This window comes from Bradyrhizobium sp. Mp19 (assembly GCF_029952935.1).
GTDB lineage: Bacteria > Pseudomonadota > Alphaproteobacteria > Rhizobiales > Xanthobacteraceae > Bradyrhizobium > Bradyrhizobium elkanii.
Genome location: NZ_JASAUT010000023.1, coordinates 40,289 through 62,854 on the forward strand (window position 1 = coordinate 40,289; position 22,566 = coordinate 62,854).

General features: G+C 65.8%; 24 protein-coding genes and 1 tRNA gene. 12 read left to right on the forward strand and 13 right to left on the reverse strand.

Annotation, left to right across the window (positions count from 1 at the left end; translation table 11 throughout):
* Positions 1-6: 6 nt before the first annotated feature.
* Positions 7-1,212 (reverse strand): efflux RND transporter periplasmic adaptor subunit, encoded by a 1,206-nt coding sequence (locus QJT82_RS23915; RefSeq protein WP_141341973.1) that lies wholly within the window; start codon positions 1,210-1,212, stop codon positions 7-9.
* Between the two features lie 542 nt (positions 1,213-1,754).
* Between QJT82_RS23915 and QJT82_RS23920 the strand changes: the two genes are divergently transcribed.
* The 3 genes from QJT82_RS23920 (at position 1,755) to QJT82_RS23930 (ending at position 4,788) form a co-directional block, all read left to right on the forward strand.
* The gene (locus tag QJT82_RS23920; protein ID WP_028342555.1) at positions 1,755-2,741 is read left to right on the forward strand and encodes a hypothetical protein; all 987 of its coding nucleotides are present in this window, start codon (positions 1,755-1,757) and stop codon (positions 2,739-2,741) included.
* Positions 2,742-2,768: 27 nt separating this feature from the next.
* The gene (locus tag QJT82_RS23925) at positions 2,769-3,797 is read left to right on the forward strand and encodes a peptidoglycan -binding protein (RefSeq protein WP_028342556.1); all 1,029 of its coding nucleotides are present in this window, start codon (positions 2,769-2,771) and stop codon (positions 3,795-3,797) included.
* Positions 3,798-4,515: 718 nt separating this feature from the next.
* A complete protein-coding gene (locus tag QJT82_RS23930) occupies positions 4,516-4,788 on the forward strand; it encodes a hypothetical protein (RefSeq protein WP_155258634.1) in 273 nt (90 codons plus the stop codon).
* A gap of 106 nt (positions 4,789-4,894) precedes the next feature.
* On the opposite strand, the gene QJT82_RS23935 is transcribed toward QJT82_RS23930, so the two are convergent.
* Complete coding sequence (locus QJT82_RS23935; RefSeq protein WP_051447988.1) at positions 4,895-5,215, reverse strand: PilZ domain-containing protein; 321 nt, start codon at positions 5,213-5,215, stop codon at positions 4,895-4,897.
* 338 nt (positions 5,216-5,553) lie between these two features.
* Here QJT82_RS23935 and QJT82_RS23940 point away from each other — a divergent pair, with 338 nt between their 5' ends.
* The 3 genes from QJT82_RS23940 to QJT82_RS23950 all read left to right on the forward strand — a co-directional run bounded on the left by QJT82_RS23940 (position 5,554) and on the right by QJT82_RS23950 (position 9,429).
* Entirely contained in the window at positions 5,554-7,068 is a 1,515-nt protein-coding gene (locus QJT82_RS23940; RefSeq protein WP_028342558.1) for an AMP-binding protein, read from the forward strand.
* Between the two features lie 144 nt (positions 7,069-7,212).
* Positions 7,213-8,184 carry a S1C family serine protease gene (locus tag QJT82_RS23945; protein WP_028342559.1) on the forward strand — a complete coding sequence of 324 codons (972 nt, stop codon included), beginning with the start codon at positions 7,213-7,215 and terminating at the stop codon, positions 8,182-8,184.
* A gap of 177 nt (positions 8,185-8,361) precedes the next feature.
* Positions 8,362-9,429, forward strand: coding sequence for a phospholipase (locus QJT82_RS23950; RefSeq protein ID WP_028342560.1), 1,068 nt, complete (start codon positions 8,362-8,364; stop codon positions 9,427-9,429).
* 162 nt (positions 9,430-9,591) lie between these two features.
* Here QJT82_RS23950 and QJT82_RS23955 read toward each other — a convergent pair whose 3' ends face one another.
* On the reverse strand, positions 9,592-10,491 hold the full coding sequence (locus tag QJT82_RS23955) for an SDR family oxidoreductase (RefSeq protein ID WP_028342561.1): 900 nt from the start codon (positions 10,489-10,491) through the stop codon (positions 9,592-9,594).
* A 56-nt stretch (positions 10,492-10,547) separates the two neighbouring features.
* The gene (locus QJT82_RS23960) at positions 10,548-11,288 is read right to left on the reverse strand and encodes an SDR family oxidoreductase (protein WP_028342562.1); all 741 of its coding nucleotides are present in this window, start codon (positions 11,286-11,288) and stop codon (positions 10,548-10,550) included.
* A gap of 119 nt (positions 11,289-11,407) precedes the next feature.
* Here QJT82_RS23960 and QJT82_RS23965 point away from each other — a divergent pair, with 119 nt between their 5' ends.
* Together QJT82_RS23965 and QJT82_RS23970 are read left to right on the forward strand one after the other, a co-directional pair.
* Positions 11,408-12,295, forward strand: a complete 888-nt coding sequence (locus QJT82_RS23965; RefSeq protein ID WP_028342563.1) for a LysR family transcriptional regulator — start codon at positions 11,408-11,410, stop codon at positions 12,293-12,295.
* Between the two features lie 63 nt (positions 12,296-12,358).
* Positions 12,359-12,565, forward strand: coding sequence for a hypothetical protein (locus tag QJT82_RS23970; RefSeq protein WP_016841536.1), 207 nt, complete (start codon positions 12,359-12,361; stop codon positions 12,563-12,565).
* 77 nt (positions 12,566-12,642) lie between these two features.
* Here the strand turns inward: QJT82_RS23970 and QJT82_RS23975 are convergent, their stop codons facing one another.
* The 6 genes from QJT82_RS23975 to QJT82_RS24000 form a co-directional block, all read right to left on the reverse strand.
* Entirely contained in the window at positions 12,643-13,320 is a 678-nt protein-coding gene (locus tag QJT82_RS23975) for a DsbA family protein (protein ID WP_051447989.1), read from the reverse strand.
* 36 nt (positions 13,321-13,356) lie between these two features.
* Entirely contained in the window at positions 13,357-14,136 is a 780-nt protein-coding gene (locus QJT82_RS23980) for a sulfite exporter TauE/SafE family protein (protein WP_028342565.1), read from the reverse strand.
* Between the two features lie 93 nt (positions 14,137-14,229).
* Positions 14,230-14,952, reverse strand: coding sequence for an LrgB family protein (locus tag QJT82_RS23985; protein WP_028342566.1), 723 nt, complete (start codon positions 14,950-14,952; stop codon positions 14,230-14,232).
* Entirely contained in the window at positions 14,949-15,335 is a 387-nt protein-coding gene (locus QJT82_RS23990; protein WP_018269670.1) for a CidA/LrgA family protein, read from the reverse strand. The genes QJT82_RS23985 and QJT82_RS23990 overlap by 4 nt, the downstream gene beginning before the upstream one ends.
* Before the next feature lie 196 nt (positions 15,336-15,531).
* Complete coding sequence (locus tag QJT82_RS23995) at positions 15,532-16,011, reverse strand: PaaI family thioesterase (RefSeq protein ID WP_028342567.1); 480 nt, start codon at positions 16,009-16,011, stop codon at positions 15,532-15,534.
* A 6-nt stretch (positions 16,012-16,017) separates the two neighbouring features.
* The gene (locus tag QJT82_RS24000) at positions 16,018-16,452 is read right to left on the reverse strand and encodes an acyl-CoA thioesterase (RefSeq protein ID WP_028342568.1); all 435 of its coding nucleotides are present in this window, start codon (positions 16,450-16,452) and stop codon (positions 16,018-16,020) included.
* A 94-nt stretch (positions 16,453-16,546) separates the two neighbouring features.
* Between QJT82_RS24000 and QJT82_RS24005 the strand changes: the two genes are divergently transcribed.
* Positions 16,547-17,104 (forward strand): TetR/AcrR family transcriptional regulator, encoded by a 558-nt coding sequence (locus QJT82_RS24005; RefSeq protein ID WP_028342569.1) that lies wholly within the window; start codon positions 16,547-16,549, stop codon positions 17,102-17,104.
* Positions 17,105-17,181: 77 nt separating this feature from the next.
* On the opposite strand, the gene QJT82_RS24010 is transcribed toward QJT82_RS24005, so the two are convergent.
* Entirely contained in the window at positions 17,182-17,667 is a 486-nt protein-coding gene (locus tag QJT82_RS24010; protein ID WP_018269666.1) for a hypothetical protein, read from the reverse strand.
* A 208-nt stretch (positions 17,668-17,875) separates the two neighbouring features.
* On the opposite strand from QJT82_RS24010, the gene QJT82_RS24015 reads away from it, so the two are divergent.
* Together QJT82_RS24015 and QJT82_RS24020 are read left to right on the forward strand one after the other, a co-directional pair.
* Entirely contained in the window at positions 17,876-18,157 is a 282-nt protein-coding gene (locus QJT82_RS24015; RefSeq protein ID WP_028342570.1) for a PsiF family protein, read from the forward strand.
* Positions 18,158-18,504: 347 nt separating this feature from the next.
* On the forward strand, positions 18,505-19,569 hold the full coding sequence (locus QJT82_RS24020; protein ID WP_028342571.1) for an AbrB family transcriptional regulator: 1,065 nt from the start codon (positions 18,505-18,507) through the stop codon (positions 19,567-19,569).
* Positions 19,570-19,842: 273 nt separating this feature from the next.
* On the opposite strand, the gene QJT82_RS24025 is transcribed toward QJT82_RS24020, so the two are convergent.
* On the reverse strand, positions 19,843-20,415 hold the full coding sequence (locus QJT82_RS24025) for a disulfide bond formation protein B (protein ID WP_051447990.1): 573 nt from the start codon (positions 20,413-20,415) through the stop codon (positions 19,843-19,845).
* A gap of 529 nt (positions 20,416-20,944) precedes the next feature.
* On the opposite strand from QJT82_RS24025, the gene QJT82_RS24030 reads away from it, so the two are divergent.
* Positions 20,945-21,029, forward strand: a tRNA-Leu gene (locus tag QJT82_RS24030).
* Between the two features lie 137 nt (positions 21,030-21,166).
* On the opposite strand, the gene QJT82_RS24035 is transcribed toward QJT82_RS24030, so the two are convergent.
* On the reverse strand, positions 21,167-22,540 hold the full coding sequence (locus QJT82_RS24035) for a SagB family peptide dehydrogenase (RefSeq protein ID WP_028342573.1): 1,374 nt from the start codon (positions 22,538-22,540) through the stop codon (positions 21,167-21,169).
* Positions 22,541-22,566: the final 26 nt, after the last annotated feature.

Consider the following 22,566-nt stretch of genomic DNA (forward strand, 5'->3'; position numbering starts at 1 on the left):
GCCGGATCACCGCACTGCGTGCGCGGTCTGGTGCGGATCCGTCGGTGCTGCAGCTGCGTCGACCTCGCGCCAGGCTTGCGGCCGGACCTTGTCGCCGGCGGCGAATTTCTGGAACCCCTCGACGACGACCTTGTCGCCGGCTTTCAGACCGTCGGTCACGAACCAGGAACCACCCTGCAGCGAGCCGGTTCGCACCGGCTGCACCGCGACGTGATTGTCGGCCTTGACGACGAACACCTCGCTGCCGCCGCCGCCATTGCGCTGGATCGCCTGCTGCGGCACGGCAATCGCATCGCTGTCGATGCCCTGCTCGATGAGCACGCGCACATACATGCCCGGCAGCAGGATGCGATGCGGATTCGGGAACTCGCCGCGCAACGTCACCTGCCCGGTATAGGCGTCGACCTTGGCGTCGGAGAACAGCAGCTTGCCCGGCAGCGGGTAGATCGAGCCGTCGTCGAGCACGAGCCGCACCTTCATCGCGTCGGGCGCGATGCGGTCAAGATCGCCGCTCTCGAAGGCGCGACGGAGCTGGTTCATCTCGGTCACCGACTGCTGGAAGTCGGCATAGATCGGATCGAGCTGCTGGATGGTCGCAAGGCTCGCGGCGTCGTTCTGCACGACGAGCGCGCCCTCGCTGACCAGCGCAGCGCCGATGGTGCCGTCGATCGGCGCGCGGATCGTGGCGTAATCCAGATTGAGCTTGGCGCGCGCGACTTCGGCCTCGCGGCCCTGCACGTCGGCTTCGGCCTGCTTCAGCGTCGCGATCGCCTTTTCGTTCTCGGCTTCCGGCGCCGCACGCTGGCTGGTCAAGGTGGCGATACGGCGGGCCTGCAGCGCGGCCTGTTCGAGCACGGCCTTGGCGCGCGCCAGCGCCGCCTCGGTCGACTGCAATTCGACTTCGAACGGGCGCGGATCGATCTGGTACAAGGGATCGCCGACCTTCACCTCGCTGCCCTGATGGAACATGCGGTTGACGACGATGCCCGAGACGCGCGGGCGGACCTCGGAAACACGGGTCGGCGCGATGCGGCCCGGCAGCTCGCGCAGCATCGCGCGCGCCTGCGGCTTCACGGTGACGACACTGACGTCCGGCTCGGGTGCTTGTACAGCGGCGGTTGCGGTGTTCGGCTCGTCGCAGCCTGCAAGCAGTGGCGCCGTCACGGCCAGCATCAATGCAATGCATGCCGATTGCGCGCGAAGTCCAGACATTGAGATAATCGCCCCTGAAAGGTTTGAACAAACGAACGGCGGTGTCACGGCGACACCGCTCGTGTTGCTGCGATGAAAATAAAATCTGCTTGCTGCGACGCAATGCGTTTTTCGGCGGCTCAATGTCACAGAACGCTATCACCCTGATTTCACGGCATCTTTTACCTTGTCACCGCATTGTGAGCGGGTTCCATCGCAGGCTGTGGGAATGCGTTAAGGTCTGCGTGAGCGGGAACCCCGCCATTTTGCCTGCGCGGAATGCCGCACCTCACCGCACCGAGACAATCGGACCGAATCACCGCGCGTCGCGTTCGCCTCACCGAATGACGCGTGCAAACCGACCTCATCTCGCGATTGACGGGTGGGACGCGCAGCTCTGTGGATGGTGATGCGGCGAGCGGTCGGAAAGCCGTGCAAAGCGGCAACGGCCCACGAGATTCCAACCCAAGGTGCTGTTTGCTGCCCTTGGAATCGGCTTTCCTCACTCGGCCGCTGTGCCATATTGCTTGCAGATGCGGCCTTCGCGAACGGATGACCCGGCAATGCCCCCTTCCCGCTCCGACATGGAGATCGAATTGAGCAAGCTGTCCTCGCCCCGGATCTTCCTGGTGCGGATGCTGGTGTTCCTGGTGCTCTGCGGCCTGGTCGGGGTCGTGCTGTACAAGCAGATCGTCACCGCCTTCTTTGCCAATCCGGGGCTGAACGCCCTGATCGGGGCGGTGCTGCTGATCGGCATCATCCTGGCGTTCCGCCAGGTGATCCGGCTCTATCCCGAGGTCGCCTGGGTCAACAATTTCCGCATCGCCGATCCCGGCCTTGCGATCGAGCGCCGCCCGACGCTGCTTGCCCCGATGGCCGCGATCCTCGGCGGCGAACGCTCGGGGCGGATGTCGATCTCGCAGCAGACCATGCGACATCTGCTCGATTCGATCGCAACCCGCCTCGATGAAGCCCGCGACATCTCGCGCTACATGACCGGCCTGTTGGTGTTCCTCGGCCTGCTCGGCACGTTCTGGGGCCTGATCGAGACGGTGGGCTCGGTCGGCAAGGTGATCGACGGGCTCAAGGTCGGCGGCGACTCCGGCGCGCTGTTCGATACGCTGAAGGAGGGCCTCGCCGCGCCGCTCGGCGGCATGGGCATCTCGTTCTCGTCCTCGCTGTTCGGCCTCGCCGGCTCGCTGATCCTCGGCTTCCTCGACCTGCAGTCGAGCCAGGCCCAGAACCGCTTCTACACCGACCTTGAGGACTGGCTCGCCGGCACCGTGCGCGGCATTTCCGGCGATGAAGCCGGCGTTTCCGGTAACATGCAGGGCGCGATCGACCGGCTCCGCACCGCGCTTGAGGAAGGCGGCGGCGGCCGCAGCACCACGGCCGCGATGGCCAATCTTGCCGAGGCGATCCAGGGGCTGGTTGCGCATATGCGCACCGAGCAGCAGATGATCCGGGAATGGGCCGACGGCCAGGGCGAGCAGAACCGCGAGATCAAGCGGCTGCTGGAACGCCTCGCCCGCCAGCCCGAGAAGAGCTAGCCGGGGAGCAAGCCCAAGGAGAAACCCATGGCCCTCGCCCGCTCGCGCCGCAGCGAATCCGGCTTCAACTACTGGCCCGGCTTTGTCGACGCATTGTCGACGCTGGTGCTGTCGATCGTGTTCCTGCTGTCGGTGTTCCTCGTCGTGCAATTCTTCCTGTCGCAGGAGGTCACCGGCAAGGACAAGGCGCTGGAACAGCTCACCGCCAAGATCGCCCAGCTCAACGACCTGTTGTCGCTGGAGAAGCTCTCCAAGCTGACGCTCGACGACCAGGTGGCGCAGCTGCGCGCCGGCCTCGCTTCCGCGGAAGGCGAGCGCGACCGCATGAAGGGGCTCTATGAGGGGCTCGCGAGTTCCGGCAGCGACGCGCAGGGCCGCGCCAACGAGCTCAACAAGGCGCTGGAGTCCGAGAAGGCCGTATCGTCGCGCGCGCTGGCGCAGATCGAGCTGCTGAACCAGCAGATCAGCGCGCTGCGCCGCCAGCTCGCCGCGCTCGAAGAGGCGCTCGACGCCTCCGAGAAACGCGACAAGGAATCGCAGAACCGCATCGCCGATCTCGGCCAGCGCCTCAATGTCGCGCTGGCGCAGCGGGTACAGGAACTGTCGAAATACCGCTCGGAATTCTTCGGCCGGCTGCGTGCGATCCTCGGCAACCGTCCCGATATCCGCGTCGTCGGCGACCGCTTCGTGTTCCAGTCGGAAGTGTTCTTCGACACCGGCCAGGCGACGCTGCTGCCCGAGGGCAAGACCGAGCTCGAAACGGTCGCGAGCGCGCTGATCGATCTCGACAAGCAGATCCCACCCGAGATCGCCTGGGTGCTGCGCGTCGACGGCCACACCGACGTGCGGCCGATCAACAGTCCGCTGTTCAAGTCGAACTGGGAATTGTCCTCGGCGCGCGCGATCTCGGTGGTGCAGTACCTGGTCTCGCTCGGCGTGCCGGCGCAGCGTCTGGTCGCCGCAGGCTTCGCCGAATTCCAGCCGCTCGACACCGCACAGACCGAAGACGCCTACAAGCGCAACCGCCGCATCGAGCTGAAGCTGACGGAACGCTAGGACGACGGCGTCCGGCCAACCAGTCGTCATTGCCGGGCTCGACTGTGTTTGCGTGAACCCGTGGGACGGGCACACGACACTATCCGTTCGTCGTCCTGGCGAAAGCCAGGACCCATAACCACCGCATTTGATGATGAACGGGATCGCGGCCCCAGCGTCGCGCAACAATTGGGATTTGGGGTAATGGGTCCTGGCTTTCGCCAGGACGACGGTGAGGATGGGTTGCAATTCAAGATGTCAAACAGCGCGGTGTCGTCACCCGCGCATGCGGAGGCGGCGAGCCGGGCGATGACGGTGCGGATGCCACACACGATCGTCGTCCTGGCGAAAGCCAGGATCCATAGCCACCGCACTTGATGATGAACGGGATCGCGGCCCCAGCGTCGCGCAGCAATTGAGATTTGGGGTAATGGGTCCTGGCTTTCGCCAGGACGACATTGAGTGTGTGGCGAGGTCTGTGAGTCACACATCCGCATTCTCGCGACATGAATGCCCAAACTTCATGTCGAAAGATCCGCAACACCGGCGAGGCGTCGCCGCGATCGGTGGAGACCGTTCATTACACGGATATTTGCTTCGTCCTGGCGAGGCGTTCGGGAACGCATCAAATGCGGCTGGCGTTATGTTGGTATCGCAATCTCGCGGGCTTGGCGGATATCTCGTCTCCGTCGCGGCTGTGCGTATGCCCCAGCCTCACCGCGCCATCTCGGACCTGCGCATGCTCAAGACCAAATTCGCCATCATCATCGCCGCCGGCCTCATCCTCGCACCGGCCCAGCTTCTCGCGCAGAACACCGGCGGCACCCCGCTGCCGCCGAGGCCAGGCGACCGCGCCGCGCCGTCGAACGGCGTCGGCGGCACTGCGCTCCCGACCCAGTCCGGCCAGCGCGTCGCACCGTCTTCCGGCACCGGCGGCGGCAGCGCCGCACCGGCGCTTCCAGGAGGCCCGACCGGCACCACCGGCAATGCCGACAACCCGCAGCGGCGATGACGTGAGCCAAGCTTGCGTTAGAAATTCTGGCGTGAACGCGCGGCCGATGCGATCGGCGATGGTCTGCGCCGAACGTCCATTCGAACATTGATTGATGAACGCTGCGCTAGATCGCGCCGGCCGGCTCCGCGGCCGGTTCAACCGGCTCGACCTCCGCGGTCACGAATTTGAGCCCATAGGTCTTGCCGCGACGCCAGACCACCTCGCAAGGGTAGCGCTTGGCATGATCGGCGAGCAGGGTCAGCGCGAGGCGGTCCTTCACCTCGAACTCGACCTCGGTCGTGATCTTGGCGCCGCCGGGCGAGATGTCGACCACGGCGCATTCGCGCTCGGTCGCGCCATCACCGACCGTGATCCACGCCGCACGATTGTTGAGCTGGCGCCGCGGCTCGCGACTGACCTTGATCCGTGCTCCATTGCTCGCCATCGTCGCCGTCCTTGAAGCCGTTGGTCCTTGAAGGCATTCGTCCTTGAAATACATTGCACACCGCGCACGTCGATCGACGCGCCCGGCACAGAACCGCAGCGGCCACAATGCCGGCCCCCCGTAAAGTCCGGCTTAGCGCGATCGCTTGAACTTTACCGGAATCTTGACGGGGCTTTTAGCGAACAGGGATTCTACAATTCCATCAGCGGGATACCGGCCGCGTCGGCAGCCATCGGCTTGACACGGAGACCGCACTGTTGGTGAAGTGGCGGCTGTGGCCTTGGCCACATCCCTGCAACAAGAGCGCTTCAAGCCGCCTTTTCCGACGGAAACGACCCATGCTGATCCCCCTCGCCGACGTGCCGCGCTGGTATGCCGAACGCAAGCCCACGGATGCGATCGCCATCAGTCATGGCGCGGATGCGTTGACCTGGCTCGAGCTCGAGCGCCGCGCCAATGCACGGGCCCGCGCCTTCGCCGCCAAGGGCGTCAAGCCCGGCGACTTCGTCGCGATCGGGCTGCCCAACAGCAACGCGTTCTTCGAGACGACCTTCGCGGTGTGGAAGTGCGGCGCGACGCCGACCTCGCTGTCATGGCGACTGCCGCGCGGCGAGGCCGCCGCGGTGCTCGAGATTCTGAAACCGTCGCTGGTGGTCGGCGGCGAGTCCGACTGGAATGCGCCGAATTCGCTGCCGGTGAATTTCGTGCCGGATGGATTCTCCGGGGAGCCGCTCGATGCGCCGGTCGCGCGCTATTGGAAGGCGATGACGAGCGGCGGCTCGACCGGACGGCCGAAGGTGATCCTCGATCACAACCCCGCGGTGATCGAGACCACGGCCGAGGCGACGCTTGGCATTGCGCGCGACACCTCGCTGCTCAATCCAGGGCCGCTCTATCACAATGCGCCATTCATCCTCTCGCACTTTGCGCTGTTCGGGGGCGGAAGGGTCACCGGCATGGTGAAGTTCGACGCCGAGGAGACGCTGCGGCTGATCGAGCGCGAGCGCGTGCAGTGGGTGAATTTCGTGCCGACAATGATGCACCGGATCTGGGCGCTGCCCGAGGAGGTGCGTAACCGCTACGACGTCTCCAGCCTGAACATCGTGTTTCACATGGCAGCTCCGATGCCGCCCTGGCTGAAGGAGAAATGGATCGAATGGCTCGGCCCCGAGCGGATCTGGGAGCTCTATGGCGGCACCGAGCGACAGGGCGCCTGCGTGATCTCGGGCACCGAATGGATGGCGCACAAGGGCTCGGTCGGCAAGATCGGCGAGACCGCGAAGCTGCGCGTCATCGGCGAGGACGGCAACGACGTCGCGCCCGGCGAGACCGGCGAAATCTATTTCCTGCCCAATGACGGCGCCGGCTCGACCTATCACTATCTCGGCGCAACGCCGAAGCGGCGGCCGGACGGCTGGGAGTCGCTCGGCGATATCGGCCGGCTCGATGAAGAGGGCTATCTCTATCTCGGCGACCGGCTCGCCGACATGGTGCTGCGCGGCGGCGCCAACATCTATCCGGCCGAGGTCGAGGCCGCGGTCAGCGAGCATCCCGAGGTGCGCTCCTGCGTCGTGGTCGGACTGCCCGATCCGGAATTCGGCCAGCGCGTGCATGCGATCCTCGAGCTCGCCGACAGCGCCGATGCACAAGCGATCGCCGACGGCATGGGCGATTTCCTGAAGGACCGGCTCAGCCGCTACAAGCATCCGGAAAGTTTCGAGCGCGTCGGCATCGCGCCGCGCGACGATTCCGGAAAGGTCCGCCGCACCATGCTGCGCGACGAGCGCGCCTCGTGGATCAAGGACAACCGTGCCTTCCGCATCATGCCGGCGCGTGCGGCAAAAACCGAATAGGTTCAATTATCTTGCGAGGGGCAGGTCTGCACGCCACATGAGCTGTGCAGGCGGCCCTGCAAGGTATATCATTCCATCTTCCCTGCCGGCAGAACCTCGGTCTACCTTGAGGTTCCAGCGCCCTGCACGCCAGGAGATCCCTTGATGCCCTCCACGACCGAATGGAAAGTGCCCGCGGCCTTTCAGCCTCGCCCCGAAGATTACCGCTACGATCTCGATCGCGCGCTGATGAGTGTGGTCGGGCTGCATTCGATCATTCCGCCGGATGCTTTCAGCGCCGAGACGCTCGGCACCGAGCGCGCCGGCAATGGCGTCCTGATCGACGACGGGCTGGTGCTGACGATCGGCTATCTGATCACCGAAGCCGCCACGGTGTGGCTGCATCTCGGCGACGGCCGCGCAGTCGAGGGCCACGCGCTCGGCTTCGATTTCGAATCCGGCTTCGGCCTGGTGCAGGCGCTCGGCCGGCTCGATCTCGAACCGCTGCGGATCGGCTCGTCCGCGGCGACGCAGGTCGGCGACAATGTGGTGCTCGGCGGCGCCGGCGGCCGCACGCGCTCGGTCGCAAGCCAGATCGCGGCGAAGCAGGAATTCGCCGGCTACTGGGAGTATCTGCTGGACGAGGCGATCTTCACCTCTCCGTCGCATCCGAACTGGGGCGGCACCGGACTGATCAACAATGCCGGCGAGCTGATCGGCATCGGCTCGCTGCAGCTCGAACGCGAGCGCTCGGGCCACGCCGAGCATGTCAACATGATCGTGCCGATCGATCTGCTCAATCCGGTGCTGGACGATTTGCGCAAGTTCGGCCGGGTCGACAAGCCTGCGCGGCCGTGGCTCGGCATGTTCACGACCGAGATCGACAACCGCCTCGTGGTGGTCGGCGTCGCCAGCAAGGGACCGGCGGCGCGCGCCGAACTGAAGACCGGCGACGTGATCCTCGCGGTCGACGGCGACAAGGTGACGAGCCAGGCCGGCTTCTACCGCAAGCTCTGGTCGCTCGGCGCGGCCGGCGTCGACGTGCCGCTGACCATCTATCACGAGGGCGTCACCTTCGACGTCACGCTGACCTCGATCGACCGCATAAAGCTGTTGAAGGCGCCGCGGCTGCATTGATGATCCTCGGACCGATCCCTTTCCCTTCACCTCTCCCGCTTGCGGGGTAGGTCGCATTGCATCGCAGATGCAATGCGGGTGGGGGCTCTTTCCATGCAAAGGTTCTCGCCTGCAGTGCGTCTGCGGCCGCGAATCAAGCTCTCCTCTTCAAGCTCTAACCATCAAAGGACAGCAGCGATGAGCGAGGCGGTGGTTGACGACATCGTGGCCGTGCTGCCGCCGCTGCTGCAGACGCTGGAGTCGCTGTCCTTCGTCGCCCGCAACCTCAACCCGCCGGACTTCGATCGCGTGATGCAGATCGCGGGCGAGCCCGAGGAGGCCTTGCAGGCGGTGCGGCCGCGGCTTGCCGATTGGCCGGAGAAATTCGCGCATATCAAGACCGCGCTGGAAACCGCGATCGAACCGGCGCTGTCAGGCTATGCGGGGCTGCGCGCGGTGCAGAACGGCGAAGGCGATCTGGTCAGCGTGTTCCGCGCGCTGCGCTATCTGCCGCGGGCGCAGGAGGCGCTCTATCCCTTGACCGAGCTACCGCCGGTCAGCGGTTTCTTCATCGCGCCCGATCTGCGCGAGAATACCGAGCTGCAGGCGAAGCTCGCCGCCAAGCCCAACGCCGACACCGGCATCTTCCACGAGCGCAACGAGCCGGGCAGCCGCGGCGGCTTCTCGATATACGTGCCGGAATACTACACGCCCGATCGCGCCTGGCCGCTGGTGATGGCGCTGCATGGCGGCAGCGGCAACGGCCGCGGCTTCCTGTGGAGCTGGCTGCGCGATGCGCGCAGCCGCGGCGCCATCCTGGTGGCGCCGACCGCGACCGGCCAGACCTGGGCGCTGATGGGCGAGGACAGCGACACGCCAAACCTCAACCGCATCCTCGACCAGGTGTGCGCGCGCTTGAAGATCGACGAGACGCGCATGCTGCTGACCGGCATGAGCGACGGCGGCACCTTCAGCTATGTGAGCGGGCTCGACGGCGCCTCGCGCTTCACGCATCTTGCGCCCGTTGCCGCGACCTTCCATCCGCTGATGGCGGAAATCGCCGACGCGGAGCGGCTGCGCGGCTTGCCGATCTTCATCACCCACGGCCGGCTCGACTGGATGTTTCCGGTGCAGACCGCGCGGCAGACGCAAGGCCTGCTGTCGGCCGCCGGCGCCAAGGTGACCTATCGCGAGATCGACGATCTCAGCCACACCTATCCGCGCGAGATCAATGCGGAGATCATGCAGTGGCTGAATGGTGAATGAGAGCAACGGCACTTAAAGGACTCTCTCCCCGTCACCCTGAGGAGCGCGAAGCGCGTCTCGAAGGGTCGACGGCCCCGCTGCGGCCGCGCGGCTGCATCGGGGCCGTGCATCCTTCGAGGCTCGCTCCGCTCGCGCCTCAGGATGACGGTGAAAGGCGCGGAGTTACCCGTTCACCCGCGGCTTGAGCAGGTCGGAGAAGCCGACCCGGTGCAACATCTCGTTGCGGACGCGGTCGATCACAGCGAATGCAACCTCGGCACCATCCTGGGTCGGATCGATGTGGACGCGGAACGGCCGCTTGCCGAACGGCGTGTCGACCACGTTCACGATCGCGTCTGCGACCGACGAGGCGTCGGCATCCTCGGGCACGATCGCCGCGAACGCCTTCATGATCTCCTCGCCGAAGCCGCCATAGGGACCGGCCTCATATTCGGCGACGCGCGCTTCGTCGGCGGGACGGCCGGAATGCGCAAAGTGGTTGGTGCCGCCGGTGAAGGCGCCGGGCACGATGATCGAGGTCTCGATGCCCCAGCGCGACAGCTCGCGGGCATAGATCACGGCCATCGCGTCCATGCCGGCCTTGGCCGCGAAATACGGCGCGAGATAGGGCGGCGTGCCGCCGGCCGAAGAGCTGCTCGACACCCAGACCACGAGACCCCTGCCCTGCTTGCGCAGCTGCGGCAGCGCCGCGCGATTGACGCGCTGGGTCGAGAGCACGTTGACGTCGTAGAGCTCGGCAAGCTGCTCGGGCGTGAACGCCTCCGCCGGGCCGAACACCATGTGGCCGGCATTGTGCATCACGACGTCGAGGCGGCCTTCCTCGGCGACGATCTGCGCAAGCGCCGCATCGACCGACGCCTGCGAACCGACATCGAGCTCGAGCGAGCGCAGGTCGACCTTGTTGTCGCGTGCGAACTCCTCGATATCAGCGACCGCGGCGGCATTGCGGCCGGTGGTATGGCGCATCGAGGCGTAGACGGTGTGGCCGGCCCTGGCGAGCGCGTTGGCGGTGAGGCGGCCGAAGCCACTCGAAGCGCCGGTGATGACGATGACCTGTTTCATGACAAATATCCCTGTGAAGTCGGTTAAACGCGCGTTGGGTTGGAGATGTTCGGGCGTCAGACCAGGCCGCCATTGGCGCGCAAGGTCTGGCCGTTGATCCAGGAGCCGTCGGGGCCGGCGAGGAACGACACGACAGAGGCGATGTCATCGGGCGTGCCGAGCCGCTCCAGCGGGACCATCTTGGCGAAGCGGTCGATCAGCTCGTCCGACTTGCCGTGCAGGAACAGATCGGTCGCGGTCGGCCCGGGCGCGACGGCATTCACGGTGATGCCGCGGCCGCGCAACTCCTTGGACAGGATCGCGGTCAACGACTCGATCGCGGCCTTGGTCGCGACATAGATGCCGTAGGTCTCGAGCCTGGTGCCGACGACGCTGGTCGAGAAGTTGACGATGCGTCCGCCGTTGCGCAGCCGGCGCGCCGCCTCGCGCATGGTGTTGAAGCTGCCCTTCAAATTGACCGCGACCTGCTGGTCGAACGCGGCATCGTCGCTGTCGGCGATCTTGCCGAGCTTCATGATGCCGGCATTGTTGACCAGCACGTCGACGCCGCCGAAGGCGGCTTCCGCCGCGTCGAACATGCCGCGCACCGCGCTGGCATCGCTGACATCGGCCTTCGCGGTCAGTGCCCGGCCACCGGCGGCCTCGATCCTGTCGGCCACCGCCTGCGCCGGCTCGGCGTCGCCGGAGTAGTTGATGACGACGGTGAAGCCATCCTTCGCGAGGCGTTCGGCAACCGCCGCGCCGATCCCGCGCGAGGCACCCGTCACCAGAGCTACCTTATTGGTTTGGTTGATCATTTCAGTCTCCCATCGGGTTGTGCGGCCGCGCCGCGTTCGATGGGAGGACGCTACGCCTTGGCATCTTCCGGATAATCATGCATCTTCTGGCATCACTATTCGCGATTTCCGGATAATAGATGGACCGTTTCGACGCGATGCGCGTGTTCGCCCGGGTGGTCGAGCGGCGCAGCTTTTCGCTCGCCGCCGACGATCTGGGGCTGCCGCGCTCGACGGTAACGGACGCGGTGAAGGGCCTGGAGGCGCGGCTTGGCGTGCGGCTGCTCGAGCGCACCACGCGCACGGTGCGCCCGACGCTCGACGGCGAGGCGCACTACCGCCGCTGCCTGTCGCTGATCGCCGACCTCGAAGACGCCGAGGGTGCGTTCGGCGGCGCGCGGCCGAAGGGACTGCTGCGGCTCGAGGTGCAGGGCACGCTGGCGCGGCACTTCCTGCTGCCGAACCTGCCGGGCTTCCTCGCCGAGTATCCCGACATCGAGATCAACATGAGCGAGAGCGACCGCTGGGTCGATCTGATCCGCGAAGGGGTCGACTGCGTGCTGCGCTTCGGCAAGCTGCCCGACAGCGACATGATCGCGCGGCAGGTCACGATGCTGGAGCGGCTGACTTGCGCGACGCCGGATTACCTTGCGCGCTTCGGCACGCCGGTCGACCCGTTCGCGCTCGACGGCCATCGCATGATCGGTATCCGCTCGCTGACGACCGGACGCCTGCGGCCGATGGAGTTCGTGATCGACGGCGTGCTGAAACAATTTCCGCTGCCGGCGCCGATGTCGGTGACCGGCCCCGAGAGTTATCTGGCGAGCGCCAAACTCGGTCTCGGCCTCGTGCAGGTGCCGCGCTTCCATGCCGAAACCGATCTTGCCAACGGAACGCTGGTCCCGGTGCTCCAGCAATGTCCGCCGCCATCGGTGCCGGTAAACCTGCTCTATCCGCGCAACCGCCAGCTCTCGCCGCGCGTGCGCGTGTTCATCGATTACGTGATGCGGGCGTTCGCGCGCAGCTGATCGATCGCCGGAACCACTCCGAGCCCCACAACGTTATGCTTCCGACACCGGAGGGATTAAGCGATGCGGACCTTTTTCGGCATGATTTTGGGCGCGCTGCTGCTGATATGCGGCGTTTATGTCTATGACTCGATGCGGACATCGAGCGTCGCCAATGGCGAGGTGGCGCAGGACACGCGCACCATCGTCAATTGGGACGTCGCGGCGCATGACTGGAACCTGCTGAAGACGCGCACCCGCGAGCAGTGGGACAAGATCGCAGCGAAGTAACGATTGCTTTCAAGCCGACACAAAAGCAGATGGCCTCTCCGGCGCCGGAGAGGCCATTTTCGTCGCGGGAAGCGCGATCAATTCTGCTCGGTCTTGCGGCCCATATTGGCCTTGCGGGCGTCGGCGATCACCTGCTCGAACTGATCCATGCTGAGCACGCCCGGCACGCGGTACTTACCGACGATAAACGACGGCGTGCCGTTGAAGCCGAACGCCAGCGCCTGCTCGTTGTTGCGCGAAAGGATCGCGTCGATCGTCTTGGCGTTAGCGTCGTGATCCTTCTTCAGCCGGTCCATGTCGAGGCCGGCGCCCGAGAGCAATTCGGCGATGCGCGGCTCGGTGATGCGCGAATTGACCGAGATCATCGCCTCATGCGCGACGTCGAACTTGTCCTGGTACTTCGCCGCCAGCGCCATCCGCGCCGCGACCTTGGAGACCGGCCCGAGGATCGGCCAATCCTTCAGCACGAGGCGGACCTTGCCGTCGTCCTGCACCACCTGGCGCAGTTCCGGCGCAAGCTTGCGACAATACGGGCAGTTGTAATCGAACCATTCGACGATGGTGATGTCGCCCTTCGGATTGCCGATCACCGGAATATCCGGATCGCGCAGCACCTGCTCCTCGGTCAGGACATTGTCGTCCTCGGCGCGCGCGGCTCCCCCGGCCATGAGCGCGATGCCGGCACCGATCAGGCCGAGCGCGCCGCGGCGGGTGGCACCGGCGTTGATCAGGGGCGATTTCGTCAGTTGGGTCATGGCTGGCTTTCGCAAGGGCACTTCGCCCTTCTACGTTCAGGACACATTGATGTTACGCAGCAGCATATAGATCGCCACCACGATAATCACAGTCGCAAACACGATATTCAGCGCGCCGCGCCGTTCCGACAGGTGGCGGGCGCTGTTTGTGCCGAGCAGGCCGCCCGCGATGCCGCCGGCGACGAATAGCCCCGCCAGGCCCCACGACACCAGCCCGGACCACGCATAGCTCAGGGCCGTGGTCATGCCGAAGGCGGTGACGGCGACCAGCGAGGAACTCACGGCGTTCATGATCGGCATCCCGGTCGCCAGCATCAGGGCCGGCACGATCAGGAAGCCGCCGCCGATGCCGAAGAAGCCGGACATGGTTCCGGTGGCAAGTCCGAGGCCGATGATCGCGGGCATGTTGGACATCGAGATCTTGACGTCGGTCAGCCCGATCCGCGCGCGATTCTTCAGCATCAGGCCCGCGATGACCAGCATCACCAGCGAGAACAGCGCGAGCAGCTTCTGCCCCTCCAGCATCTTGCCGAGGATCGAGCCGCCGAACGCGCCCAGCATGCCCGACAGCGCGAACACCAGCGCGCAGGACCAGATCACGGTGCCGCCGCGGGCGTGGTTGGAGAGATTGACCGCCGCGTTGGCCGCGACCGCGATCGCCGAGGTGCCGATCGCGACATGGGGCTCCGGCACGCCGACCACATAGACCATCAGCGGCACGGCAAGGATCGAGCCGCCACCGCCGACCAGGCCCAGCGAAAAACCGACCAGCATGCCCGATGCCAGCCCAAGCATGCTTTGAGTTGCGGAGAACACCAAGGGGAACAGACTCGCGTTTGAGGCGGCGACCCTAGAAGGATTTGCTGCTCAACGCCATACCAATAGCACAAAACTGCCCTGCAGCCGGGATTAGCGCAGCAGATATGTCACAGCCAGCGGCACCAGCAGCGAGGTGACCAGCGCATTCAGGCTCATCGCGATCCCGGCAAACACGCCGGCGACCTCGTCGACCTGGAAGGCGCGCGCGGTGCCGATGCCATGGGCGGCGATGCCCGCCGCAAAGCCGCGGGCGCGAAAGTCGGTGATGCCGGTGAAGTTCATCAGGGGCGTGACGATGATCGCCCCCATGATGCCGGTGAGGATCACCGACACCGCGGTCAGCGAGGGATCGGCATGCAGGGATTCGCTAATGCCCATCGCAACGCCGGCGGTGACCGATTTCGGCGCCAGCGACAGGATGACGTCGCGCGGCAGCCCGAACGCCTGCGCCAGCAGCACCACCGAGACGATCGCGGTCAGCGAGCCGATCGCGAGCGCAACCAGCATCGGCAGGATCGCCGCCGCGACCCGCCTGCGGTTCTCGTAGAGCGGCACCGCGAGCGCCACCGTCGCCGGCCCGAGCAGGAAGTGCACGAACTGCGCGCCGGCAAAATAGGTGGTGAAGGTGGTCCCGGTCAGCAGCAGGAACACGCCGATGATCCACACCGAATGCAGCACGGGATTGGCGAGCGGGTGCCGCCTCGTCTTCAGCGACACCGCGTCGGCCACCGCATAGGTCAACAGCGTCACCGTCAGCCAGAGCAGCGGCGACTGCGAGAGATAGACCCAGAGCGAAAAGGGATTGTCGCTCACGGCCGCTCCTCCTCGCGCGACAACAAACTGCTCGCCGCAACGAAGGTCGCAACCGTCGCCAGCAGGGTGACGATGACCGACACCGCGAGGATCACCAGGACCGCGATGCCGTGCTCGGCGAGCAGATCGAGCTTCTGCACCACGCCGACGCCGGCCGGAATGAACAGCAGCGAGAGGTTGGCGAGCATGCCGCGGCTCGCGCTCTCGACGCCGTCATCGCCGAGCGGCCCGCGCGCCAGCGCCGGAAAGCGGTCGCGCGCCAACAGCAGCAACAGCAGCAGCACGAGGCCAACCACCGGACCCGGCACCGGTACCGCCAGCGCGCGCACGGCGACCTCGCCGACCAGCTGGCAGAGCAGGATCAGGCTGAGGCTGGCGATCATGGCAGGAAGCTCACGCGACGCATCCGCCTATCAGGTCGGTGTGGCGGGACCTTGTCAATGCGCCTCCTCTCAGCACCGTCATCCTGAGGCGCGAGCTCTTGCGAGCCTCGAAGGATGCACGGCCCGGATATGCCCGCGCACTCCTTTGTCATAACGATGGGGCCATCGACCCTTCGAGACGCCGCTTCGCGGCTCCTCAGGGTGACGGAGATGAAGCTCCGCTCGTCGCCGGCGGCTCCCGCCGCGCCAGCGCCATCAGCGTGCCGCTCATGGTTGCGACCAGCGTCTCGACGCCGTCCTGGATCGCGTAGGCGCGGCCGTCGCAGACCGTCAGCGTGCGGCCGGGCTTGACCACGACGCCGCGGAACACGAACCGCTCGCCGCGGGCCGGCGCCAAGAGGTTGGTCTTGAATTCCACGGTGAGGATGTCGGAGCCTTCGGGCATCAGCGTGAAGGCGGCGATGCCGCAGGCATTGTCGAGGCCCGCGGTGATGATTCCGGCATGCACGAAGCCGTTCTGCTGGCAGAACTCCGGCGCGTAGGGCATCGCGAGATCGACTTCGCCGGGCTCCATGCGCGCGATCGAGATACCGAGCGTCTGCATCGCGCGCTGGCGCGTGAACGTATCGGTCGCGACCGCGCGATAATCGGGATTCTTCGGCTCGAAGCGGGGCATGGCGGGTCACGCACTCACGGGTTCTGACGGGACGAGATGCGGCATCGCGGCGTAGCGGATCGCCGGCGCAAACGGCGCCGCCTTGCGCGCGGCGCGATCGATATGCACGGCCGCGATCTCGCAGGTCGCCGCGACCTCGCCGGTCTCCGCGTTGCGCATCTCGTGCAGGATGCGGATCGACTTGTCGCGGAACTCGACCAGCCGGCTCTTGATCTCGACGAGGTCGCCGGCGAGCAGCTCGCGCTTGTAGGAGATGTTCTGCTGCACGGCGGCCATGCCGCGGCCGGACTCGCGCAGGTAGCTCGGGGTCAGGCCGAGCCGCGCGAACATGTTCCAGCTCGCCTCGTCGAACTTGCCGACATACCACATGACGTTCATGTGGCCGATATGGTCGCAATGCCAGGGATAGACCGTGCCGCGATAGGTCGCCTCGCCTTCCATCGGATCCCTCCTTTCGATTTTGATACGGTAGCGTATCAGGGACGAGGCGCGCTAGCAATACGGTACCGTATCAGAGTGGGTGCGCGGAGATCACATGACTGAAAGCAAGGGCGATGTCTGGGTCGCGGCGGGCTTTGCCGAACTCGCGCATAGCGGCGTCGACGGCGTGCGGGTCGAGGTGCTGGCGAAGAATCTGGGCGTCACCAAGGGCGGCTTCTACCGCCGCTTCAGGGATCGCGCCGCGCTGCTCGAGGCCATGCTGACGCGCTGGCGCGACGGCCGCATCGCATCGATCGAGAAGCACACCGCGCTCGACGGCGCGAGCGCGCGCGAGCGGCTGAAGGCGATCATCACGCTCTATTCGGAGCGCATGAACACCGAGGCGATGGCGGTCGAGCTCGCGATCCGGCAATGGGCGCGCACCGATGAAGCCGCTGCCGCCGCTGCCGCGAGCGTCGATGCCGCGCGGCTGAAGAATGTCGCCCAGCTCTATCGCGCCACCGGGCTGCCGACTGAAGAGGCCGATGCGCAGGCCTTCCTGTTCTACTGCTTCATCTTCGGCCAGAGCCTGCTGTTCCTCGAGCGCGGCCCGCGCAAGCGCGCGCAACTCCTGGCGCAGTCGGCGGACAAGCTGCTCACGGAAAACCCGTAGAGAGAGCTGCCAATAGAGCCGGTGCAAACGGAAAGCGGCCGGCCTACGCCGGCCGCTCGCCAAACTCGGAGGCTGACTCAGGCGCCCTTCAGGCGCTTGTTGCATTCGCTGTAATAGCCGCCGCCCTTCTGGATCCACTTCAGGCCGCCATTGCCGCCGGTGGCCTTGTTGGCATTGTACTGGTCGACGCAGGTGTGCATGCGTCCCTTGCCTTCGGACTCCTTGGCGTATTTGGGATCGATGGCGTTCGGAAACACGGCGGGTCCTGACGGCGCCGCCGGTGCCGCGGCGGGCGCCTGCTTGGCTTCCTTCGGCGCGGCCGGAGCGGGCGCGGCGGCTGCCGGCGGCGGAGCGGCGGGCGCCGCGGCCGGGGTCGCGTCGGCGCCGCACTGCGCCTTGCGGAAATCATTCCACTTCTGGCCGCCGAGGGTGCCGGCCGACTTGGCCGCCTGGTACTTGGCGCTGCATTCCTGCGCGGTCAGGGCCTGTGCCGGCGCGCTCGCCGCAAAGGCTGCAAAGCCCGACACCGCAATCACGCACAACAATCTGGTTTGAATGGTCATCCCTGGTCTCCCGTCATCCGTGGTTTCCCGTTGGTTTCCCGTGGGGGGCATTGGCGTAAGACCATTATCCTAGCGCAACCCCGACTTGCGACAACGCACCAGCGCGCCTGCGCGTTAAAATATTGTGGCGGCGGGACCACTGCATGTTCATCCACGGTTCAGCATCATCGCGCGACGTTTCGACCCTCTTTCCCTCACGAGGTGCCCCATGAAGACGATTTCCACGCTCGCGTCCGCAACCGCCCTTGCCTCCCTGCTGCTGATGGGCGGAGCTTTCGCGCAAACGGCCGCGCCCGCCGCCAAGGACGCCGCTCCGAAGGCCGAGACCAAGGCGCCGGCCGAGAAGAAGCCGCGCACCGCCCAGTCGCTGGAATGCTCGAAGGAAGCCGACGCCAAGGGGCTGCACGGCAAGGAGCGCAAGAAATTCCGCTCCGAGTGCAAGAAGGAGAAGTCGGGCGGCGCCGCCGCTGCGCCCGCGGCGACGAAGTAACGCCCGGACAGGTTTGATGCGATTCGCTCTCCCCATCGGGGAGGGCAATCGCAAATGCGCTCGATCGCTCGACGAACCCGTGATGCCCGGCCTTGTGCCGGGCATCTACCTCTTGGCTTGCGCGTGGGAATGACGTCGATGGCCAGGAGACCTGCGCGAAGACGCGCTTCGCGCTTTGGCCCGGTCATGACGAGTTTGTGGCGATACTGATCGCCATCCCCAGCTTGTTTCGAAGGGTGAAAATCTGTGCGCCGCGCGAGCCGGGGCGCAATGCTGCAATCGCGAGATGCATTTGTCGCGTTCACGCGAATTTGCCATAAGGCGGCGTGACCCTGATCCGCGCTTCGATGGCAACGGCCATTCCCGACCGCAGCAAAGTCCTGAACGGGCTCGAGACTCTCGTCATCGGCACCGTCGGCGGCTTGCTGTTTCTGTGGGCAGAATTGCCGGGCGGCCTGATCTCGGGGGCGATGGTCGCGGTCGCGATCGCCGCATTGACCGGACGGCCGCTCGCGGTGCCGGCGGTGTTGACGCAATCGGTGCTGCTGCTGCTCGGCATCTCCCTGGGCTCGCTGATGTCGCAGCAATTGCTGCAGCACATGAGCTCCTATCCGCTCACCATCGGCCTGCTGGCGCTGGCGACGTTCTGCTCGACCTTCGGCTCGAGCCTCTATCTGCAGCGCGTCCATGGCTGGGACCAGACCTCGGCTTTCCTTGCCGGCAGCCCGGGCGCGCTGTCGCAGATCACGATCCTCGCCGCGGAAAAGGGCGCCGACGTCGCGGCGATCGCGGTGGTGCAGACCATGCGCGTGATCATTTTGACCGCGGCGCTGCCGCTGGTGCTGGCGCTGACCGGGGTGACGCATGCCGCGCCGCCGCCGTTGCCGACCTCGGTCGCCTCGCCGTTCGGCCTCGTCGCGCTGGTCGCCTTATCGATCGGCGTCTCGCTGCTGCTGCGCTGGATCAAATTCCCCGCCAGCTGGATGTTCGGCGCGATGCTCGCCTCCAGCCTGCTGCACGGCTCCGGGCTGGTCGATGGCGGCCTGCCGCCCTGGCTCCGCAACATCGCGCTGGTCGGCGTCGGCGCCATCATCGGCACCCGCTTCGCGCGGATGAAAACCTCGACCCTGCTCAGTCACGTCAATGCCGGGCTCGGCTCGTTTGCGATTGCCATCCTGATCTCGGCGGTGTTCGTCGCGGTGATCGGCTTCACCACCCATGTGCGGCTCGCCGACGTCGTGGTCGCCTTCGCGCCGGGCGCGATGGACGCGATGCTGGCGCTGGCGCTGACGCTGCACATCGACCCGATCTTCGTCGGCGCGCATCATCTGTCGCGCTTCCTGTTCGTCACCATCTCGACGCCGGGCATCATCCATCTGTTCGGCCGCCCGCAGGACGACGTCGACGATTAGGGCCTCTTTGTTCCGTCATCCTGAGGAGCGCCACCGGGTCCGCGCGAAGCGCGGCCCGATGACAGGCTCCGCGCGTCTCGAAGGATGAACGGCCCGGCTGGTGCCCGTCCATGCTTCGAGACGGCCGCTTCGCGGCCTCCTCAGCATGACGGATCGAGAGACGGGCGGGCTTTATCCGTGGAAGCGTAGGATGGGTAGAGCGCAGCGAAACCCATCGGCTTCGTTCCGCAGCAAGGATGGTGGGTTTCGCTTCGCTCTACCCACCCTACGGGCTTATGCCCGCGCGGCTCGCATCACGCCCCAACCGGCGATCGCGGCCATCACGAGCGAGATCAGCACGTTGTAACCGGCCAGCGAAATGCCGAGGAAGCGCCACTGCACCTCGTCGCAGCGCACCACCTTAACCTTGTCGAGCTGGTCCAGCAGCGAGCCGGCCTTGCCGAAATCCACCATCGGGCCCGTGCAATCGGTCGGCCCCGGCCAGAACCCCCATTCGACGCCGGCGTGATAGGTGCCGAGCCCGGCATTGGCGAGCGCGGCGAGGCCGAGGATTGCAAGGCCCGCGAGCAGCACCGGACGCGGCGCGCCGCGGGCGGCCGCGACCGCGACGAGGGCGCCGAGCGGCACCGCAAGGTAATAGGCATAGCGCTGCTCGAGGCAGAGCGGACAGGGCATGATCTCCAGCACGAGCTGGAAGAACCAGGCGCCGGCCAGCGTCGCCGCTGCGATCACGGCAATCGCCAAGGCCGAGGTCAGCGCCGGATTGCCGGCGGCGGAAGCATGCGACGGATGGGCAGTGGCAATCGTCACGTCGGTCCTCCTGCGGGCATCGTTCGGGAGGGTCATTGGCCCTGCTCCAAGATCGTCGATTGCGGTCGTATCGCGTGAAAATACCGCTGTCGAGGCGCGGGACAATCACATCCGCGCGGGTTGACCGTGACGGCCGCCGTCCGCCGCGGTCAGATCGCGTTCAGTCGATGATGCGTGGGAACGTGCAGGCGCCACTGGGTCATCGCCGCTTGCAACTCATCGGAAAAGAAAAGACCCGGATTGAGCAGCCTGCGTTCATGTGCGTCATCGAGATCGACGAACGGACAATACCGTTACGCTCGCGCCTCCGTCCCGGAGTACGTTGCCGCAGCCGCAGCCGCGGCCAGGCATGGGCACGGTGGCAGGCGGCCGCCGCCGGGCAAACTCTGCTGTGACCGCCATACGGACGGCGACGGCGTTGCGTCGTCCCTGGGATCACACCCCCCGGAAATTCCGCTGCCGGGGCGCGGGACATCCGGTCCGCGCGGGTTGACCGTGACGGGCCGCCCGCTATAGTCCGCCGCGCTTCGCGACCCCGGCCTTCCCGGCCGGGACCATTGCGAATGCCCCTGTGGCGGAACTGGTAGACGCGCTCGACTCAAAATCGAGTTCCGCAAGGAGTGCTGGTTCGATTCCGGCCAGGGGCACCATTCAGCGCAGCCGTAGCCGACAAGCCATCCGCACGAAGGCTCGTCCCGGCGTAGCCCGAAGGGCGAAGCCGAATCCTGCCCCTGGGCGCCATTCGCGTACGATCAAGGCCGTAAACATTCGAAAGACCTCCCTCTGGCTAGAGGGGGGCCGGTTTCCTGCCGCGCCCGAGCGCGAATTGACCGACCGGGCTCTCCACGTAGAATTCAAGCCCCGTCATTTTTGCAAACAGATCGATGTTGCAGGTGCCGATTGCGCAGCCACCAAGGCCCATGTCGGTCGCCGTCAGATAGAACGTCTGGATCAGGTTGCCGACGTCCTTCAGGATCAGCGAATATGCGATTGAGCTGTATTTCCAGGAGATCCGCCCAAAGCGCGCGGCGATCGTGATCAAAACCTGCGGTGGACCGGATGCGTCCATGGCAAACTCGGCCGCCGTAGAAAGCGCTTGGAGTTGTTGGGCGGAGGTGTCGATCGCGACAAGCGCGTGGCTGCCCGCGTCATAGTGGTAAAGTCCACGTGCAAGCCCCCCGCAGTTCAAGACCGCCAAGTATAGTTCCAGCTCGTACGCGCCGCCTGCCGACGGATAGGGTCTTGCGCTGTAGGTGACCTCGGGATCGCCGTCAAAATCTGCGCCGATCTTCCATTCCGACAGCACGCGGGCTGTCGTGTCGAGAAACTGCGCGAGCTCGGCGAGCGTGACCGGATGCTGGTCGTCGAAATCTCGTATTGAATGGCGTTCGCGCAACAGCTTCGCGAAGTGCGAGACCGACCCCGACGTGGAGAATTTGCCGAGGTCGATCTTCTTGCCGGGCCAAGGCGGACGCACGGCGGGTAGCGGTGGAACGACGCCCGCATGGGTGAACGCGCCGCCAACTGGATTGGTGTGCCGGCCCTCCGTGCTCCGCGTATGAAACACGAGATCGTGGAAGTCCCAGAGAACGAGATTGCCGTCGCCTTCATTCACCCGAAGGCCGTCGCCGTCTTTCGCATTGAGCTTGATCAGCATCTTGCTGTCGATCAGCAATCCGAGCAGATCGAGGTTCGCGGAGGCCGCATGGCGGCGAAGGTTGCTGATCTTCTGAGGCCGCGACAGGGCAGCGAGGGTGGCAGCGATGGCGGGATCAAAAATCCGAAACAGCGCGCCGGCGCGCGGCGATTCCAACACCATCTCGCTGCCGCGCCGGCGCAGATAGGCGAAGCGCGACAACACGATGGTATCACCGTTCCCCAGCTTTGCGCGTTGTGGCCAGTATTCGGCGACCTGCGGCTCGATGACCACGAGGTCTTGCTCGTCACGCGGAGAGTATAAGCGGTATTCGAGAAATCCATGCCCTGCCAGTCGCCGCACGAGGGCATGAACCTGCCTCGCGAGGACGCCTTTGCCCGCAAAGGAGGCGAGCGGCAGGCCGCTGGTGAGATGTCCCGCACGGTCGACCGCTGCCGCACTGAATTGTCCCAGATTGATCGAGTAGCCGCCCAAGCCTGCAGCGATGCTTCCGTCCGCCTGCATGTGAAGGGAGCAACGACCGTTCAATC

Coding starts and splice junctions, on each gene's coding strand:
- QJT82_RS23915 (WP_141341973.1), bottom strand. CDS start 1,212: ATGTCTGGACTTCGCGCGCAATCGGCATGCATTGCATTGATGCTGGCC.
- QJT82_RS23920 (WP_028342555.1), top strand. CDS start 1,755: ATGCCCCCTTCCCGCTCCGACATGGAGATCGAATTGAGCAAGCTGTCC.
- QJT82_RS23925 (WP_028342556.1), top strand. CDS start 2,769: ATGGCCCTCGCCCGCTCGCGCCGCAGCGAATCCGGCTTCAACTACTGG.
- QJT82_RS23930 (WP_155258634.1), top strand. CDS start 4,516: ATGCTCAAGACCAAATTCGCCATCATCATCGCCGCCGGCCTCATCCTC.
- QJT82_RS23935 (WP_051447988.1), bottom strand. CDS start 5,215: ATGGCGAGCAATGGAGCACGGATCAAGGTCAGTCGCGAGCCGCGGCGC.
- QJT82_RS23940 (WP_028342558.1), top strand. CDS start 5,554: ATGCTGATCCCCCTCGCCGACGTGCCGCGCTGGTATGCCGAACGCAAG.
- QJT82_RS23945 (WP_028342559.1), top strand. CDS start 7,213: ATGCCCTCCACGACCGAATGGAAAGTGCCCGCGGCCTTTCAGCCTCGC.
- QJT82_RS23950 (WP_028342560.1), top strand. CDS start 8,362: ATGAGCGAGGCGGTGGTTGACGACATCGTGGCCGTGCTGCCGCCGCTG.
- QJT82_RS23955 (WP_028342561.1), bottom strand. CDS start 10,491: ATGAAACAGGTCATCGTCATCACCGGCGCTTCGAGTGGCTTCGGCCGC.
- QJT82_RS23960 (WP_028342562.1), bottom strand. CDS start 11,288: ATGATCAACCAAACCAATAAGGTAGCTCTGGTGACGGGTGCCTCGCGC.
- QJT82_RS23965 (WP_028342563.1), top strand. CDS start 11,408: ATGGACCGTTTCGACGCGATGCGCGTGTTCGCCCGGGTGGTCGAGCGG.
- QJT82_RS23970 (WP_016841536.1), top strand. CDS start 12,359: ATGCGGACCTTTTTCGGCATGATTTTGGGCGCGCTGCTGCTGATATGC.
- QJT82_RS23975 (WP_051447989.1), bottom strand. CDS start 13,320: ATGACCCAACTGACGAAATCGCCCCTGATCAACGCCGGTGCCACCCGC.
- QJT82_RS23990 (WP_018269670.1), bottom strand. CDS start 15,335: ATGATCGCCAGCCTCAGCCTGATCCTGCTCTGCCAGCTGGTCGGCGAG.
- QJT82_RS23995 (WP_028342567.1), bottom strand. CDS start 16,011: ATGCCCCGCTTCGAGCCGAAGAATCCCGATTATCGCGCGGTCGCGACC.
- QJT82_RS24000 (WP_028342568.1), bottom strand. CDS start 16,452: ATGGAAGGCGAGGCGACCTATCGCGGCACGGTCTATCCCTGGCATTGC.
- QJT82_RS24005 (WP_028342569.1), top strand. CDS start 16,547: ATGACTGAAAGCAAGGGCGATGTCTGGGTCGCGGCGGGCTTTGCCGAA.
- QJT82_RS24010 (WP_018269666.1), bottom strand. CDS start 17,667: ATGACCATTCAAACCAGATTGTTGTGCGTGATTGCGGTGTCGGGCTTT.
- QJT82_RS24015 (WP_028342570.1), top strand. CDS start 17,876: ATGAAGACGATTTCCACGCTCGCGTCCGCAACCGCCCTTGCCTCCCTG.
- QJT82_RS24020 (WP_028342571.1), top strand. CDS start 18,505: ATGGCAACGGCCATTCCCGACCGCAGCAAAGTCCTGAACGGGCTCGAG.
- QJT82_RS24025 (WP_051447990.1), bottom strand. CDS start 20,415: ATGACCCTCCCGAACGATGCCCGCAGGAGGACCGACGTGACGATTGCC.
- QJT82_RS24035 (WP_028342573.1), bottom strand. CDS start 22,540: ATGCAGGCGGACGGAAGCATCGCTGCAGGCTTGGGCGGCTACTCGATC.